This is a genomic window from Mucilaginibacter sp. (genome assembly GCF_028288185.1).
Lineage (GTDB): Bacteria > Bacteroidota > Bacteroidia > Sphingobacteriales > Sphingobacteriaceae > Mucilaginibacter.
Genome location: NZ_JAQBOF010000035.1, coordinates 164,095 through 181,241 on the forward strand (window position 1 = coordinate 164,095; position 17,147 = coordinate 181,241).

Annotated in this window: 15 protein-coding genes; 8 read left to right on the forward strand and 7 right to left on the reverse strand. The window is 40.2% G+C overall.

What is annotated here, in order from left to right:
• Window positions 1-3: 3 nt before the first annotated feature.
• From JWQ34_RS15645 to JWQ34_RS15665, 5 genes are all read left to right on the forward strand, one after another.
• Entirely contained in the window at window positions 4-633 is a 630-nt protein-coding gene (locus JWQ34_RS15645; protein WP_299358726.1) for a response regulator transcription factor, read from the forward strand.
• A 148-nt stretch (window positions 634-781) separates the two neighbouring features.
• On the forward strand, window positions 782-1,156 hold the full coding sequence (locus JWQ34_RS15650; RefSeq protein WP_299358728.1) for a hypothetical protein: 375 nt from the start codon (window positions 782-784) through the stop codon (window positions 1,154-1,156).
• Entirely contained in the window at window positions 1,128-2,021 is an 894-nt protein-coding gene (locus JWQ34_RS15655) for a helix-turn-helix transcriptional regulator (RefSeq protein WP_299358730.1), read from the forward strand. Before JWQ34_RS15650 ends, JWQ34_RS15655 begins: the two co-directional genes overlap by 29 nt.
• A gap of 243 nt (window positions 2,022-2,264) precedes the next feature.
• Window positions 2,265-5,417 (forward strand): TonB-dependent receptor, encoded by a 3,153-nt coding sequence (locus JWQ34_RS15660; protein WP_299358732.1) that lies wholly within the window; start codon window positions 2,265-2,267, stop codon window positions 5,415-5,417.
• Between the two features lie 17 nt (window positions 5,418-5,434).
• Window positions 5,435-7,048 (forward strand): RagB/SusD family nutrient uptake outer membrane protein, encoded by a 1,614-nt coding sequence (locus JWQ34_RS15665; RefSeq protein WP_299358733.1) that lies wholly within the window; start codon window positions 5,435-5,437, stop codon window positions 7,046-7,048.
• Between the two features lie 263 nt (window positions 7,049-7,311).
• Here JWQ34_RS15665 and JWQ34_RS15670 read toward each other — a convergent pair whose 3' ends face one another.
• The 6 genes from JWQ34_RS15670 to JWQ34_RS15695 all read right to left on the reverse strand — a co-directional run bounded on the left by JWQ34_RS15670 (window position 7,312) and on the right by JWQ34_RS15695 (window position 11,410).
• On the reverse strand, window positions 7,312-7,710 hold the full coding sequence (locus JWQ34_RS15670) for an outer membrane beta-barrel protein (RefSeq protein ID WP_299358734.1): 399 nt from the start codon (window positions 7,708-7,710) through the stop codon (window positions 7,312-7,314).
• Between the two features lie 32 nt (window positions 7,711-7,742).
• A complete protein-coding gene (locus JWQ34_RS15675; protein ID WP_299358735.1) occupies window positions 7,743-7,958 on the reverse strand; it encodes a carboxypeptidase-like regulatory domain-containing protein in 216 nt (71 codons plus the stop codon).
• A gap of 37 nt (window positions 7,959-7,995) precedes the next feature.
• Entirely contained in the window at window positions 7,996-8,769 is a 774-nt protein-coding gene (locus JWQ34_RS15680) for an ABC transporter permease (RefSeq protein ID WP_299358736.1), read from the reverse strand.
• Between the two features lie 4 nt (window positions 8,770-8,773).
• The gene (locus JWQ34_RS15685; RefSeq protein WP_299358737.1) at window positions 8,774-9,688 is read right to left on the reverse strand and encodes an ABC transporter ATP-binding protein; all 915 of its coding nucleotides are present in this window, start codon (window positions 9,686-9,688) and stop codon (window positions 8,774-8,776) included.
• 112 nt (window positions 9,689-9,800) lie between these two features.
• The gene (locus JWQ34_RS15690; RefSeq protein ID WP_299358738.1) at window positions 9,801-10,484 is read right to left on the reverse strand and encodes a LytTR family DNA-binding domain-containing protein; all 684 of its coding nucleotides are present in this window, start codon (window positions 10,482-10,484) and stop codon (window positions 9,801-9,803) included.
• Window positions 10,481-11,410, reverse strand: coding sequence for a sensor histidine kinase (locus tag JWQ34_RS15695; protein WP_299358739.1), 930 nt, complete (start codon window positions 11,408-11,410; stop codon window positions 10,481-10,483). The genes JWQ34_RS15690 and JWQ34_RS15695 overlap by 4 nt, the downstream gene beginning before the upstream one ends.
• Window positions 11,411-11,801: 391 nt before the next feature.
• Here JWQ34_RS15695 and JWQ34_RS15700 point away from each other — a divergent pair, with 391 nt between their 5' ends.
• A complete protein-coding gene (locus JWQ34_RS15700) occupies window positions 11,802-12,929 on the forward strand; it encodes a tyrosine-type recombinase/integrase (RefSeq protein WP_299358741.1) in 1,128 nt (375 codons plus the stop codon).
• 36 nt (window positions 12,930-12,965) lie between these two features.
• Here JWQ34_RS15700 and JWQ34_RS15705 read toward each other — a convergent pair whose 3' ends face one another.
• Entirely contained in the window at window positions 12,966-13,430 is a 465-nt protein-coding gene (locus JWQ34_RS15705) for a hypothetical protein (RefSeq protein WP_299358743.1), read from the reverse strand.
• A 695-nt stretch (window positions 13,431-14,125) separates the two neighbouring features.
• On the opposite strand from JWQ34_RS15705, the gene JWQ34_RS15710 reads away from it, so the two are divergent.
• Both JWQ34_RS15710 and JWQ34_RS15715 read left to right on the forward strand, forming a co-directional pair.
• A complete protein-coding gene (locus JWQ34_RS15710) occupies window positions 14,126-15,937 on the forward strand; it encodes a DEAD/DEAH box helicase family protein (RefSeq protein WP_299358745.1) in 1,812 nt (603 codons plus the stop codon).
• Window positions 15,938-16,392: 455 nt separating this feature from the next.
• Window positions 16,393-16,707, forward strand: a complete 315-nt coding sequence (locus JWQ34_RS15715; protein WP_299358747.1) for a hypothetical protein — start codon at window positions 16,393-16,395, stop codon at window positions 16,705-16,707.
• The last annotated feature ends 440 nt before the right edge of the window (window positions 16,708-17,147 follow it).

Consider the following 17,147-nt stretch of genomic DNA (forward strand, 5'->3'; position numbering starts at 1 on the left):
ACGATGGGCAACGATATAATTAAACTTATTATTATAGAGGATGATGAAATCATCAGGAAAGGATATGAGTTTTTAATTAACAATAACCCTGGTTATAAAGTAGTAGCAACGTACCCATCTTTTGACGAAGCGCTTAAAAAAATTACCAGCAATGAGCCTGATGTAATATTATTGGATATTGAATTACCCGGCACCAATGGCATAGCAGCCATACCCATACTAAAAAAATTACTTCCCGAAACACATATTATTATACTCACTGTCTATGAATCTGAGAAATTGATATTTGAGGCCTTAACCAATGGTGCATCCGGCTATCTTACTAAAAATACACCTGCGCAAAAAATTATTGACTCTGTAAAAGAGGTAATGGAAGGCGGTGGACCTATGAGTGTAAACATAGCCCGGCTGGTTATCAGATCGTTTCAAAAAAATCCTGACTCACCCTTGTCTAAGCGCGAAACACAGGTGCTTGAACTGGTAGCCGATGGTAAAAATCGCAGTCAGATAGCTAAAGAATTATTCATCGATCTTGAAACTGTAAAAAGCCATATCCGCAATATTTACTTTAAATTGGATGTAAATTCGCGTGCTGATGCCATCCGGACAGCCAAAGCCAACAAGTTAATTTAAAACCATAGTACTCCGTTTCACCCTTATTTAACATAGATCTAAAACCTTTTCCAAATCTCTCATATTTCCCCCTGCTGGGGTGATGCGCGCCGCCTACCCTTTGATTAAATTTACTTATAACTATTAACTGTATATTAATTTATAAGTAATGTCTTTAAAAATAAAATACGTCCCGGTGTTCGTAAAAAATGTTAAAGCAACAATTGATTTCCTTATAACGAACCTTGAATTTAAAAACTTCGGCCCTTCGCTCATCTTCGATAATAACTCCTGCATCTTACTTAAAAATGAAGAAACTGATTTAATGCTTGGCGTTTTTGAAAGGCATGCAAATGATAATTACATGAACCTTATTATTTTAAATACAGTTGATTGTTTAAAAGATTATCATAAACTAAGGGCAATGGGTATAAACTTTTTAAGTACCCCCCAATACTCTGAAATGGGTTTGGCAGCCAAATTTGCCGATATGGCAAATAACAACTATTTACTGATTGAAGAACGCAATTATACAGATCAATAAAATGGGTTATTTAAAAGTTCTAAACAATAACAACAAAGTTTACAGCAATGTGTCAAGTCAGCGATATCAAAAACCGCAGACTGGGGATCTGAGCTTTAAATTTGTTTTATCCGGCGAAGAAAAATATAGCCTGGGAAGACGGCAGCTTGCTATACACCCGGATTCATTTTTATTAATTAACAAAGGTACAGAGTTTACCAGCACAATAGAATCAAACTTACCCGTAGAGTCTTTTTCTATTGATTTTGACCAGCAGTTTTTACAGGATTTTACAAACTGCCTGCGGTTAAAAAGCAGTCAGCTACTTGACCATACAACGGATAGAATTAGCATTATTGATTTTGATGAAACAATTTATCCGTTTAAAGGAGATATAAATTATAATATTAAACACCTAAAAAGGCACTTGGATGCTGGCTTACAAGATGAGTTGCTCATTAACGAATACCTGCACCATAGCCTGGTAAACTATTATAATATCTATGATACAGAGATCGTAAAAAAATCAGAGAACCTTACGTTTTTAAACAAAAGCACCAAGATTGAGATTTTGCGCCGATTAAACCTGGCAAAGGAATACATGCTGAGTAACTACAACAACAGTATTGATCTGGATATGATAGCTAAACATTCCTGTCTATCTGTTAATCATTTCTTACGCACATTTAAACAAGCTTACTGCCAATCTCCTTATCAGTTTTTAACACAGGTGAGGCTACAGCGGGCACGCATTTTACTAAAAACCACAGATTATTCTGTTAATGAAATTGTAAACCTGGTTGGTTTTGAATGCTCAAGCTCTTTTATCAGGCTTTTTAAAAGCAAATACCAAATAACTCCCTCAAGGTTTAAAATTCCTGCCTGATACTTTTTTCGCTGTCATAATGCGGCTCAAAGTCACGAATGGTGATTTTCGCATATCCGCTCATTGGCTTATTCCCTAATATTACAATTATGGCCCCGCTAACCCTGTAAGGCCTGTTGTTAACTGATATTATTATAACTTATGAAAAGATCAAATCCGCCATGACTATGGCTGTAGGCACCACTTATTCTCCCCCGTGCAATCCATACTCATTAATCTAAAGTATTATTAAAACAAATCAACATGAAACAAAATTTACTTATTTTATTATTTTGCTTTTCCACGTTGACCAGTGCTTTCGCCCAAAACCGAATAGTAACTGGCCGGGTTACAGCAAGCGATAATGGCCAGCCAATTGCAGGTGTAACCGTTATTGTAAAAGGAACAAATACCGGCGCGCAAACAAATGCAGATGGCCGTTATAGCATTCAGGCTGCTACCGGCAGTTCATTAGTATTCTCCTACATCGGCTTTATAACACAAACTGTTGCTGCAAAAGGCACTGTAAATGTAACGCTGTCTCCGGCGACGAACGCGTTGAACGAGATCGTGGTCGTTGGTTATGGCACACAGCTTAAAAAAGATGTAACCGGGTCATTATCCAGCATAAAAGGAGCTGAATTTACAGACAGGGCAATTCCATCGTTTGATAAGGACCTTGCTGGTAAAGCAACCGGCGTACAAGTTACAAACCCATCTGGCATACTGGGTCAACCCACCCAGATACGCATACGTGGTACCAACTCTATTAATAATGGTGCAAGCCCATTATTTGTGGTTGATGGCATACCTGTACCCGTTAATAACACGGGCGATGTGGGCGGCTTTACTGCATCAAATCCATTGGCCGATATTAACCCCAATGATATTGAAAGTTTTGAAATTTTAAAAGATGGTGCTGCTACCGCTATTTACGGTTCAAGAGCAGCAAATGGTGTAATTTTAATTAACACTAAAAAAGGCAAGTCGGGTGTAACTACTTTTAACTATGATGCCTATTATGCTACTGCAAAAGTTTCTAAAAAATATGACCTATTAAATGCCAACCAGTTTATTGAGGTAGCAAATGAGCGTTTAGTAAACGCAGGTAACCCAGCGCAGGCTTTTCAAACTCCTGATGGTAATGGCGGTTTTGTAAATACCAATTGGCTGGATTATATCTTTAAAAGAGCATCGCAACAAAACCATTCTATTTCTGCTTCGGGTGGTAATGACAAGGGAAAATATTTCTTCTCTTTAGGCTACTCAGACCAAAAAGGTGTGGTTATTTCTAATGCGTTAAAACGTTATACTTTTAGAGCTAATTTAGATCAAAAAGTAAATAAATTTATAAGCGTAGGTATAAACGCAGGCGTAACTTACCAGGACAATACAGGCCCGACAGTTAGTGGCAATGCCATATCAGGTGATATATATGGTGGTATACGTATGTTACCTAACGTAACTATCTTTAATCCTGCAGACCCAACCGGATACAATATTTCTGCGGACAGAAAATCATTGGGATTGGGCGCAAACCTTACTCCTATATCTGATAATACACCAAACCAGGTATTTATATTGGAAAAAAATAAAAACCGGTCACAAACTTATCGTTTGCTGGGCAATGCGTTTATGCAATTAAACCTGGCTCCGGGACTAACATTTAAAACCGTGTTTGGTATTGATGATCAATTTATTGATGATTTTCAGTTTAGAGACCCCCGTCATGGCGATGGATTTGCAGCAAATGGACTTTTGCAACAAGCTTATACACCAAGTACCAGCTGGGATTGGCAAAATATTTTAAACTACACAAAAACCATTGCAGACGATCATCATTTAGATGTTACCTTAGTAAATGAGTATCAAAAAACACGTTTGTCCTTCTTCCTGGCAACAGGATCAAATTTATCAGATGTTTTCTTTAACCAAAACATCACTACAAACACTTTCGTAACACCTACAGCAAGCGGCGGTTTAACGTACAGAAGTATTGACTCTTACGTAGGTCGTATAAACTATAACTACAAAAACAGATATTACATAAGCGGATCACTGCGTTCTGATGAATTATCAAATTTACCTGCATCAACACGTAAAGGATACTTCCCTGGTGGGGCTGTTGCTTACCGGATATCAGAAGAACCATTTTTTAGTGAAATTAAGGCTTTAAGTTTTATCTCTGATCTGCGCATACGTGGTTCATACGCTAACGTTGGCAACGTTGATATTGGCTCATTTCCTTATTTAGGCACTTACGGCGCGGCTGCTTATGCAGGGCAAAGCGGTATAGGTTACAACCAAACAGGCAACCCACAGCTTAAATGGGAAAGACAATCAAAGTATGACGGCGGATTGGATATCGGTTTATTTGGCGGGAGGGCAAGCATAGTAGCTGCTTATTATCTACAAGATAGTAAAGACCTGATATTGGCGGCACCAACTCCACCATCATTAGGTATCCCAAGTAATACTATTAACCGTAACATCGGTGCTGTTAGAAACTCAGGTATTGAGTTAGCGTTAAGCGGCGATGTATTAAGGACCAAGGACGTACGCTGGACCTCGACTTTAAACTTCAGCACACAACATAACAAGGTATTAGCATTGGTTGACGGGCAAGACTCGTTCTTTACCATTGGTAGTGGTACCTATAACGTTAGGCGCGTAGGCGAACCGCTGAACGCGTTATTTGGTTATCAATACTCAGGTGTTAACCCTGCAAACGGCAACCCGTTATACACTAAATCTAACGGGCAGGTAATTCAAGGTAACGTAAGTACTTCGGCATATTTTAATTATGATCCTGCTAATCCAACAGCGCTAACTACTGCAGCAACATTAGCATCTACAGACCGTAAAGTATTAGGTAATATATTGCCAACCTATTATGGCGGCTTTAATAATACCGTTACTTACAAAAACTTAGATCTGAATGTTTTCTTACGTTTTTCTGGCGGTAACAAAATTTATAATCGTGCCCGTGTTGACGAGTTGAACCAGAACTTTGTAAATAATGGCACCGAAATATTAGGCAGGTGGCAAAGCGTTGCTGTACCGGGCGATGGTGTTACACCAAAACAATACTTTGGTAACAGCACATTTATCAATTTAGATACACAAGCATCAACCCGTTTTGTTGAAGATGGCAGCTATGTAAGGTTAGACAATGTTACTTTAGGCTATACCTTGCCTGCAGACATTGTGAGCAAATTAAAAATTAGCCGTTTAAGATTATATATATCCGGACAAAACCTATTTGTTATTACCAAGTACAGAGGTCTTGACCCTGAAACCAGTACAACAGGTACGGTAAATACTGTTAACTCGCCAAATATTGCTGCTACTGGTGTGGATTATAATGGTAACCCGCAACAACGCACATTTACTTTTGGACTTAACCTTGGCTTTTAATTAAAAGATTAAAAAAAATGAATATAAAATATTTTTATCCTAGGAAAGCTTTAGCTATTCCAATGCTAACCTTATTGATAGTAGTAGGGTCCTGCAAAAAATTTACCGATCTGCAGCCAAATAACAGTTTTTCAGAAACTACCGCTTTTACATCAACGGATCGTATCGCACTGGCTGTAACCGGCGTTTATAGCGCGGCACAATCAAGCCCGTATACCGATGGCAATAACCGTGGCTATCCGTTTGGGGCTGCCAATACTGAGCAGGGTGACGCACGTGGCGAAGATGTAATTGCCGTACCTTCATTTTTCCTGATAACTTATGGCAATACTTATGATGCTACAACCGGTAACAATACAGCGTTATGGACATCATTATATGCTACTATTAACCGTGCAAACATTGTTATTGAGGGTTTAAAAGGAGCGGTAGTAAGTGGAGTGATTAATGATGCGACTGAGCTTGCTTACGAAGGGGAATGCCGCTTTTTAAGAGCATTGTGTTACCATGAATTATTAACTCATTTCGCTCAGCCTTATTCATTGTCGGCAGGTGCTGCGGCAGGTGTTCCGCTTCAGTTGAGTGCCATCACTTCACCATCACGTGTGGACGAAGCAAAAGCAAAGGGCCGCGCGACTGTTAAAGAAGTTACCACCCAGATTTTAGCTGACCTTGATTTTGCCGAGACTAATTTACCGGCAACCCGTACCGGGAGTTTGAAGGTTACAAGAGCTACAAAAGGGGCGGCAGTAGCTATTAAAACCCGTGTCAAACTTGACATAGGCGATTATGCCGGTGTAATTACCGAAGGCGCAAAAATGGGCACCAGCGCTTTGGCTGCTCCATTTACAGCGCCTGCCGGTTACGGCAGCTATGCTTTAACAGCATCGCCTGACGGACCGTTCTCTACTGTTGCTGCCAATGGTTCAAATGCAGAGTCTATTTTCTCTATAGAACACTCTACAACCCGTAATGCGGGCACCAATGGTTCTATAAGTACCATGTACTCTAAAACTCCGGGCCGTGGCCTTATTGCTATATCGCCAATTATTTGGGATATGCCTTTCTGGAAAACAAACGATTTAAGGCGTACGCTATTATGTATAAATGATGGCCGTGCCTATTTCACCAGCAAATACAAGGACCCGGCTACGTTTACAGATTATAACCCTATAACCAGGTATGCTGAAGTATTATTAAATGTAGCCGAAGCCTATGCCCGTACTACACCTTCGAGTTCTAACGCTTTAGCATTGCTAAACGCGATTAGAAACAGATCTGTTCCTACCGTTATAGACCAATATACCGCAGCCAACTTTGTTGGTAATGGCAATGCTTTGATACAAGCTATATTGGATGAGCGTCGGATAGAATTTTTATGCGAAGGTAAACGCTGGTTCGACCTTCACCGTTTATCAACAGATGCCACGTTTGGTGGTTTAGGTGTGCCTGCAAAAGTGGCTTATGCTAATGCTACATTTGCTACCTATACAGCTGGTGTACCTTTTGCCGGAACAAAATCATTTGTGGCGTTACCTGCTACAAACTTTAGATTTTTATTCCCTATACCATCGTTAGAAACTAGTTCTAACCCAGTATTGGCTGCCCAACAAAACCCTGGGTATCAATAATAAATCTAATAAAGGGAAGAGGTCAATGCTATTAAATCATTTGATTTAATCTGCCCCTTAAAGCTAACTCAAATAGCCTAATGAAAAACCCCTTAAATCAGTGATTTAAGGGGTTTTCGACTTCGCACTGGATGCGTTTTGTGCTCCAAAATGTGCAACTTTCGCACCATTTTTTAGACGACATGCGGCTTCTTGCCAATTTGCTAAAGGATTCGTGAGAACCTTAGTGGGTAACATCTGCACCATTTCCCGGATATCTTATATTAATTGGTTCTTCTGCTCTCCTCCTCTGCTCCGGTGCGATGTCTGGCGCCAGCTTTTACCTTGTTGCTACCAAAGCGGTAATTGAAAGCTACCCGCAACAGGGTTGTTTCGCCGCCGCTGCTGGTTTGGAGCTGTTGTCTGGAAACATTGCTCGAAACCTGGTTCTTTTGTGTATGGAAAATATCGGTCACAGCTACCCTTAGAGAGCCCTTGCCAGAAAATAGATTTTTTTGCACCCCCAAGTCAACATCGCTATTGGCTTTGCTTTTAAAGGTACCCTGTAAGATCGCCGGTGAATTGTATAGGGTAGTCAGTTTCGCCCGGTAACCCTTGCCCAGGTCAAAGTCTTGCTGTAAAAAGGCTTCCAATGCACAAGTACTCAAAACCAGATCGGGCATCCGTATTATTTCATAATCGACATGGCTGGCTGTTAAAAGTAGCTGCCTGCCGGAGCTGGTAACCGGTAAAGCCCGGAGGCATCTGTCACGGCCAGTTTAACTGCGGTGAAGTCCTTTGTTCTTTTCAGGATGAGGGACGTGCCTTTGAGCGGCCGGTTGTCCGGGTCTTTAACCATGCCGCTGATTTGTTGCGCTTTGGCAGGAAGTATAGTCAATAGCGTAGCTATGGAAAGCAATAATGTTTTCATTTGATGAGCATTTAAAATGTAAGTGGACGGGACTTGCTTATCCTTTTTCTTTCAGGTTGCGAATGTTCCAGGCACCGGACAGGAGCGCAATGACCAAGCACACCGATGAATTGATCATCAGTTGCGGCAGCTTTTCAGGATGTTTGCTGAAGTCTGAAAAGAACATGAGCGGCGCGTACATATACGGGTAGTAGATGATCTTATCCCAATCCAGCAATATCACGCCTGTTACCCACAAACCCATGCCGATACCTAGTGGCGTGGCAAAGTTTTTAAAGCGCAGGCTGAGCCAGTATTGTATGGCCATTACCGGCAGGATACCTAAGTAGATTCTTGCCGCAGTGTCTATCATTTCGGTAAAAGGGATGGCATGATCTGAAACGTGATAGTTTGCATCGGCCGCGCCTACCGCTAGTCCTGATAAAGTGAAGAACAGGCTGAATAAAATAAAGAAGGATAGAACCAGAGTGTTGATCACGATCAGTTTGGAAAAGAAGATATCACCGAACCTGCGCGGTGAAGCATAAACCTGTTTCCAGGTATTGTTCCGGTATTCAATTTGAACGATAAGGCTGGTGATGAGTATCGCATAGATAGGCACGATAATAGCCGCCGTGTTTTTCCATACAAACTGCAGATAAAGCAACCAGAAACCGGGCTGCATCCGGTGGGTCATCACGTCGGGTCGCTCCAGGCAAATGATAAAATCGATAACCGGTACAAACAGGGCGGCGATCAATGTGATCCATATCACGGACGTCCTTTTGGCTTTCAGGAACTCCGCACGGGTATTTAAAAAGAAATTGTTCATGGTCTTAGTTGTTGATGATTTGCATGAATAGGTCTTCCAGATTGCTTTTTAGTAAAGTTAGCTGGTAGATATTAATATGGTGTTGCATCCATATCCGGGCGATTTCGGCTACCTGCTCTTTGTTTTGGATGCTGATGTGCAACTGGCCTTCGGCTTGTTTTACATTAAAATTGCGGCTAATGAGCGAAGTCGCTTTCATCGGATCATCTACCTCGGCAGCTAATGTCAATCTAGCGGTTTTAAATTGCTGTAATTCAGGCAGGGTGCCCTGGAAGATCAGCTTACCTTCGTTAATGATGCCTAAATGCGTAACGATCTTTTCTACTTCCGGCAACAGGTGGCTGGAAATTAAAATGGTAGTACCGTATTGCCGGTTCAGATTCCGTAACAGGTCCCTGATCTCGACAATGCCGTTGGGGTCAAGCCCGTTGGTGGGTTCGTCCAAGATGAGCAAGTCCGGTTCATGAAGCAGGGCAATGGCGATAGCCAGCCTTTGCTTCATGCCTAAAGAATATTCCTTTGCCCTTTTATCCGCAGCAGCTTGTAAGCCCACTGTAACCAATACTTCGCTTATCCGGCTTCTGTCACACCCAAAAGAAAGCCGGAATACTTCCAGGTTTTCTTTAGCTGTTAAGTGTCCGTATAGAGAAGGCTGCTCGATCAGTGAACCGATGCGTTTTAAAACTGCCATTCGGTTTGGCCAAAAATCCTGCCCAAAGATTTGAATGGAAGATTGCTCCTGTTTGATCAGTCCCAATAATAATCTTAGGGTGGTCGTCTTACCTGCCCCGTTTGGCCCTAAAAAACCGTAGATGCTCCCGGCAGGTACCTGGAGGTTAATATCCTTCAGGATAGATGCACCCTGATGAAAGGAGAAATTCAAATTCCGGGTTTCGATAATATTTGATCGTGCTTCCATTGCTTTGTTTGTTTTACAGCAACAAAGGAATGTTTTAGCAAAACCGGCGAAGAATTAAATCATCAAAGGGGGGATTTTAGCCGTCAACGGTCAGAAATTTGGCGTCAAATATTTAGGGGCTAATCCGCTTCATCAATTCTTCCCTATATTGATCGCCGATGGGTATTTTAATTGCTCCAATTAAAATCGTATTGCGTTCGATACTATTGATCTTATTCAAAGCAATAACAAAGGAACGGTGAACCCGGACAAAGCCTGTCGCCGGAAGCTTTTCTAAAAGGGCGGTGATACTGAGTAAGGTATTAATGGATTGTCCGATGGTATGGATACAAACATAGTCCTTCATGCCTTCAATGTACAGGATCTCGTTTAAGGCAACCCGGAGCGTTTTATAATCGGATTTGATAAATAAATGATCCGGCTGGATAGTCGTTTCCGTTGGCTGCAATCTTTGCTGTGCCTTTTGTACCCCTTTTAAAAACCGGTCAAACGGAATCGGCTTGATCAGATAGTCCACCGCGTCCACTTCAAAGCCCTCGGGTGCGAATTGCGCATAAGCTGTGGTGAAAATGACCAGCGGCGCTTTTTTAAGGGTCTTCAGGAAAGCAAGGCCATTGATGTCCGGCATTTCAATATCCAGGAACAGCAGGTCAACAGGTTCGCCCGTTAGCAAAGGCAAAGCTTCAAGGGCATTGGTAAAAGTTCCCGCCAATTCCAGAAATGGCAATCGTCCCACGTAGTTCTCGATCACCTCCAGGGCTAAAAACTCATCGTCTATGGCAATGCACCGGATCATAATTTGTTTGAAAAATTTATTGCAAGTGTGGCTGTAAAAGTACCATCGTTTTTCTGAAGTTTCAATGAATGCCTATCTGGATACAATAATGCTAACCGGCGCTTTAAATTAATCAAACCAATTCCTCCTGTAGTCGTTAATATATCTTCATTTATCTTGTTCGATGTAGTGAGCCGTACATGCCCTTCGGTTACCGTCAAAGTGATCTCAATCGGAACCGCACCATGTTTAAAGACGTTTTCGATCAGCGGCAACAATAAAAGGGGCTCGATCTGTAAAGTATCAATTTCGCCAACAACCTTAATTGGAGCATAATGCTCGGTTTTGGTTTTTAACTGCTGTAAGGAAATATACGTATTAATCATGTCTACTTCCTGCTTTATCGGCACCCTGGCAGCATCTGTTTCGTAGAGCATATAACGCATGATCCCTGATATTTTTAAAATAGTCTCCGGCGTCTCGGGCGCTTGTTTTAACGACAGTGCGTATAAATTATTTAAAGAATTGAAAAAGAAATGGGGATTAACTTGTCCTTTCAAAAAATCAAGTTCTGTTTTTAAGTGCTGATTTTCCTTTTCCTTTTCCAGCTGTTTATGCAAGAACCAGTCGGTACTAAAACGGATCAGTATAGACAAAACTAAGAACCAGGAAATATTTAGAAACGTGATCCAAAGTAATTGATGTGCTAGGCCAGACAGGCATAAAGCGAATAAAAATACTAATAAACAATTAAAGAACAGGTATTTTAAAACTTTGAGTTTAGCCAGTGTCTCCTGGATTAAATACAGATAGTTAATATAAAAAACAGCGGCCTGAAAAAGAAATTTAGGACTATAACGTACAATGAATTTATTAAGATCGTTTTTCTCAAAATTACCATTATATACGGCCGCGAAATAGACAAGCCAGGCAATGCTGTGAAGCATCGCCGGGAGATAACGATCTATGATTTGTCGATAATTGGATCTGTTGAACATGATCAAATGCTATTATAAGCATAATTCTGCTTTCACGCATATTTTTGCTTTAATAGACAGTATTTATCGATGAACGTGGGAATTATTGCCTCGAATTAATCGTCTTCAAAAATTTGGTTAGTTAAAGTCAATGTTATAGACCAAATAAGAAGAAACAAAAACCGGCGGAGAAAAATCTTTCCCCGCCGGTTCCGGCTTTGCCGCCATTGTCAAACCTCGTGCGCCCACCTGGGCTCGAACCAGGGACCAAAAGATTATGAGTGTTGCACCCTCGAACCAACTGAGCGTAGCAGAGCTAATTTTCCCTTATAAATGAAGAAGTGCGCCAAATGTGCGCCAAATGTATACAGAACCAAAGATCGTTTCAACGAGTGAATTACAAACAAGATCCTATATAACATTCTATCTCGACAACAAACGAGTTAGAGAGTACAACGGGAAAAGCATTAATTTAACAATCAATCCCAATCGTGCTTCTACTTTAGAGGAGCGTGGTAAGCTTTTAAGACAACTTCAATTTGAGTTACTCAAATCATTACAAGCTAACAACTATCCTGCGAAGAAAGAAATCGATATCGCTCCTGCTGATGAGCCTGGGACTAAATTCCTTTTAAAAGCCGCGCTTGATAAGAAGATGAATGCAAGTCTAAGCAAGACTTACAAACGAAACCTCAGATTGATCTATGAACAGTTTATAAGATTTCTAACTGAGCAAGAGCAGAACTCCCCAATTACTACATTAACTACAACTCGAATCGAAGCGTTTCTATCTAATTATAACTCCTCCGGAACCTATTACATGGACAGACGAAGAGACTTAGGAGTCCTATTTGCATCGGTTGGTCGCATGCTTGATAAAACGCTGAACGTGGTTAAAAGAACTGAACCTGCAAGGGTTAAAGCTAGACTACATAAAGCGTATGACAAAGAACAAATCAAGCCCATTCTTGAATATCTTAGAGCAAAGAATTACAATTTATACTTATGCTGTCTATTCACTTATGGTGCTTGGTTAAGACCTCATGAAGAAGTCAGATTATTAACAAAAGAACACTTTATGAACAACTATACGGAAGTGCATTTATCGGGATCAGAAAATAAAGGAGGCAAGGTCCGAGTTGTATATCTCCCTGAATACATAAGAACAGAGATTATCCCTGTCCTAGACCGCATAGAGCGGTCAGATAATATCTTCACAGGTAGTCCGAAACCATTTAACGACGCCTACTTCAATACGCAATGGAAACGTCATTGGGTTAAGATGTTTGAGAAAGGCCTAGTATTCAACAACCAAACGATTTACTCATTCAGACATACAGCAGCAGTCCAAGTCTTTAAGCGAACCAAAGATGTATATCTCCTACAGAAGCTCTTAGGTCATTCGTCAATTATGGTTACCCTTAAGTATCTGCGCAGTTTAGGAGAATTCAATAGTGAAGAACTTAAAGAAGCAGCGCCTACCCTTTAAAAACAAAAGGCCCACCTTAGCAGGGTGGGCCTAATATTACGATGCATCGTCACTAACTTCGGGTCTAACCCTTGCAATCGGGCTATAGCCAGTCAGTGTTCTAAATTCGTTACCATTGGTATCAGTGTTCGTTACATATAGTTCCTCAAACACAAAGAGTTGGAAGAAATCAGCCTCACTACGAATCTTAAGTTTCGTTTTGTAAGCATCCAATTCGAGAGTACGCCTAACGATACCTACGATACGAATTACATCACCAGGTGTAACAGGTTTGTTTAACTCGAATGCCTCATACAGAGCAGTAAAGTAATCTTGTTCATCGTGCTTAGCCTTTATCACGGCTTCGCTTTTGTCTACAAAGACCGCATAAGAGCTCTTACCACGGTTAGTTAATCCTTTTACTATATCTATTGCTTGTCGATCACCGTAGGTGTCTATAAGTGAATAGTATCTCTGTTGTTGGGTTGTTGTTAAATCATTAACATTAAAGTTTGTTGTCATTTGAATAAGTTTTTAAATATAAAAGTTACGTCTAATGATCTCTTTGCTTAATGTTTATCTAGCTACTATGGGATTATTACAGCCCAGGCAATAGCCTGCCTTTGCATCCCCTACGTGCACGTAGGGAACTACAATATATAATCTGTACAAAGCATGGCCATGCCGGTACAGCTACTATTGGTCAATTTTAAATTTAAGCAATAAGCTTAAAGTGTATACAGCATGTCAAAGAACATAAAAAATTCAGTTACCCAGAGGGTATGTACGTTGGTTGATTGACGGCCTATTTGGTTAATTTGGTAGTCGGCCTAGCGGGAATTCGGTAAGTAAGCATGTGGTTGCTCCCGCTGGTGACAAAGATAGTATTGATTTTATTATTTTCAAATAAAATGTAAAATAAACTGAAATTCCTGTTTTCAGGGGCTTCACCTGACCGCAAGTGCAGCAAATGGAATATTGACTTAATATGTTGATATTTAGATGTTTATTTGATAAAGTCGGGATATTTTCTTATATTTACATAACATTTCAGAGTACGGTACAGGCTTAATAAAAAGCTCTGTTTAGCTAACAGAGCTTTTTCTTTACCTAAGATTTCCTCTCCCGCGCCAATTGTTACAGATAATCATTTAAAGCCAGATACACCATGTTACACTCCACAGATCAACAACGTAAATACTGTATTATGCAAAGAAATGATAAAACCAATAATTATTACCCTGAACAACACCGATTACTTAGATAAAGCATTTAGGACCTTACCTTCAAACGCGTTTATACATAAAGGAAGATGTGGCATAGGTGGTACCACACTAGAGATTTTAGCCAAACGTTGCTCTATTATAATTGTACCGACAAAGGGGATTATAACCAGTAAGTGCAATAAGCACTCAGAGTTATTCGGCGTAGATGGAGACGTTAGTGTTGAAGCTATTGAGGCTTATCTGCAGTCTCCCACCAAATATAAAAAGATCATGTCAACGCCTGATAGCTTTGGTAAAATTATAACCGCAGCTATTAATACCGGTAAATCAACACAACTCTATCAGGATTATTTCTTGCTTATGGACGAGTGTCATACTGCAATTACTGAAGCATTCAGAAAGAATATACTGAATCCATTCAAGTACCTATGGAATTTCAAACGCAAGACTTTTATCTCAGCTACACCATTTAAATTTAGCGACAAGCGATTTGAACAGTTTCAGCCTATTTATATCAGGTTCCATCAGACATACTTGGGTAAAGTGATCGTAAGACCTACCGGTAACGTTGATGCCTGTGTTGATTATTATATCAGCAACAGGGATGCGTTTACAGGCAAGCTATTTATTTTCTATAACTCAGTTACAGAAATGACGGAATGTATTAAACGTAACAGGTTGACAGCCGACCAGGCCCATATCTATTGTGCAGCTAATGAAGACAACTTTGATAAGTTACCGGATAACCTATTGGTATTTCAACGTGAGCCAACAGATAATAAGTACGCAGACTTCAATTTCTTTACTTGCAAATACTTTGAGGGCATAGATATTAACGAGGAGAACGCAACAGTGCTGCTGGTTACCGACATACATAAGGCACACACCAAAGTTGGTATTACCAATAAAGGTGTACAGGCTATTGGCCGCTTAAGGAAGCCGACACAACAGATCATACATATAACTAATAACAGACACATACAAGGCATGAAAACTATTGATCAATTCAGGAAAGAGTATGAGATACACATTCAACCTATAGAAAGCTACAACAGCTATGTTGCTCGCTGCAATACATTTGGAGTAAAGCCTTTAGAAAGTTATGCTAAGCCTATTGAGTGCTTTGCAGATATTGATGAAGAGACAGGAATCGCAACTTTCAATACCACCAGATTAGACCAGGTGCTAAACGGATTGGTGTGTAATGAGCAATTTAACAACCTTGATACCATAAACGAGGCATGGGAACAGGCGTTGTATGAAGTAGAGATGAAACCCTATGGCGCAGCAGCATCGAAGCAACGTAAGTCTAAAGCTGATAAACTCAAAGAGGATATTCAGTTGATAGAAGAACTGTTACAGCATCAGGGTGATTATGTAATGGGTCATGTTGCAAAGGAGCTTGCACGCATACAGAAAAGTAATCCTCTTGCCTATGAAGCCTATAATGGACTAAGCAAGACAAAGCTAGCTGAACTAAAATACAAACAGAAAGCAGTGAGAACGGCACTCATTGAAAAGCATAATGCAGATGCAGAAGTATTGTTACTGGCTCACCTAGATCACAACTTAGATGTTGGCCAACGTTGCTCAATAGAGGGATTGGTAAACATACTACAGTTCGCTTATACACTATTGAAGATACGCAACCCCAAGACTGGAGTGGTAAAGAAAGCAAATGCTACCGATCTGAACGAGCCAGGAAGGTATAAACTGCATGGATGCAAAGTAGAACAAGGCGGTAAGCTAGTAAACGGTTACATCATTGAGCATTGTTACTTTAACCTGTTAAAAGCAGCGTGAGTAGTGATAATTTGATGTTTCCTCTCGGAGTTCAAAACTTACCTTTATAGAGGAATGAAAAATAATTGTTTCTAAACAGGAACAGAGCCTCAAGACCCGCCTTAAAGCGGGTTTTGTTGTTTCAAAGCAGCTAGTTGCACATCGATTCGTTCAAACCATCGTTTAGCATGTTTTACTTGTAAAAACAGTGTTTTGGTATTACGAAACGAAACATGGTATTATAAATACAAAACACTTCGATGCTACATCCTTCAGAAGGGTACCCTTTTTAAAGCAAAGGTTTGGATAATTGACATCTGCAAGTTTATCTTTTCTTTGTGTACACGAGCTTTTTTGCTTATCTTTATGTTAATAAAGCAATGATAACCGTTTCGTCGCTTCTATAGATCTCCATTTGCTCAAGCAGCATCCACAAAAGATATTTTAAGTTTATTATAACACAAAATAATATGACCATGGATTATTTCGCCCAGGAATTTGATAACGAGACGTTATCGCAATCAGATACACAATATACAACAACAATCGCTGGACATGAGAAAGCTAACTGTTCGATAAGTAAATCAGGAGACTTAAGTTGCCCTCAATGCTTTTTAAATGATTTATTTAAAGCAACAGCCAAAGTGATTTATGAAAACACGACACTCGAGCCGATCAGCTCATTCGCAATAATGGCAGCCAATTTGAAAATGGAAAAATTAGCAATTGATGAAATCTCTAAGCTGTCCATCCGAAACTTGTACGAAGACTTTAGAAAGTTACACTTATAAAAAAGGTGCCTTAGTGCACCTTTTTTTGTTTTATACCCATTCCCAACCCTTTACTTTACAAGGGCATCTTTCTGAGCAAACACATAACCGTCAAACTCAATTTTCAAAATATATTTTTTTGAGGCGCTCCATATGATCTTACCCCGCCCTTTTTAATAGCACTTTGCTTTAGTATTAACAAATGTTCTCCCCTGAAATATATTCTGAGTGTTCAAACCGGAGATCGGCCGCTTAGAATTTCACCCCCTTACCTGATACCGGTATAAAATCAAATTGAGTGTGGGACTTAAGGGCACACAGCCTATGTTGAAAGCACACTTTTGCAAGCAAAAGCTGAAACCCTGTGAATGCTTTGCATTCATACTATCACTGCTGCCTGGCTTTCAATTCGGCTTATGCCTTAGTCACAAACTCATTCTATTCACTTACCTAAAACCACA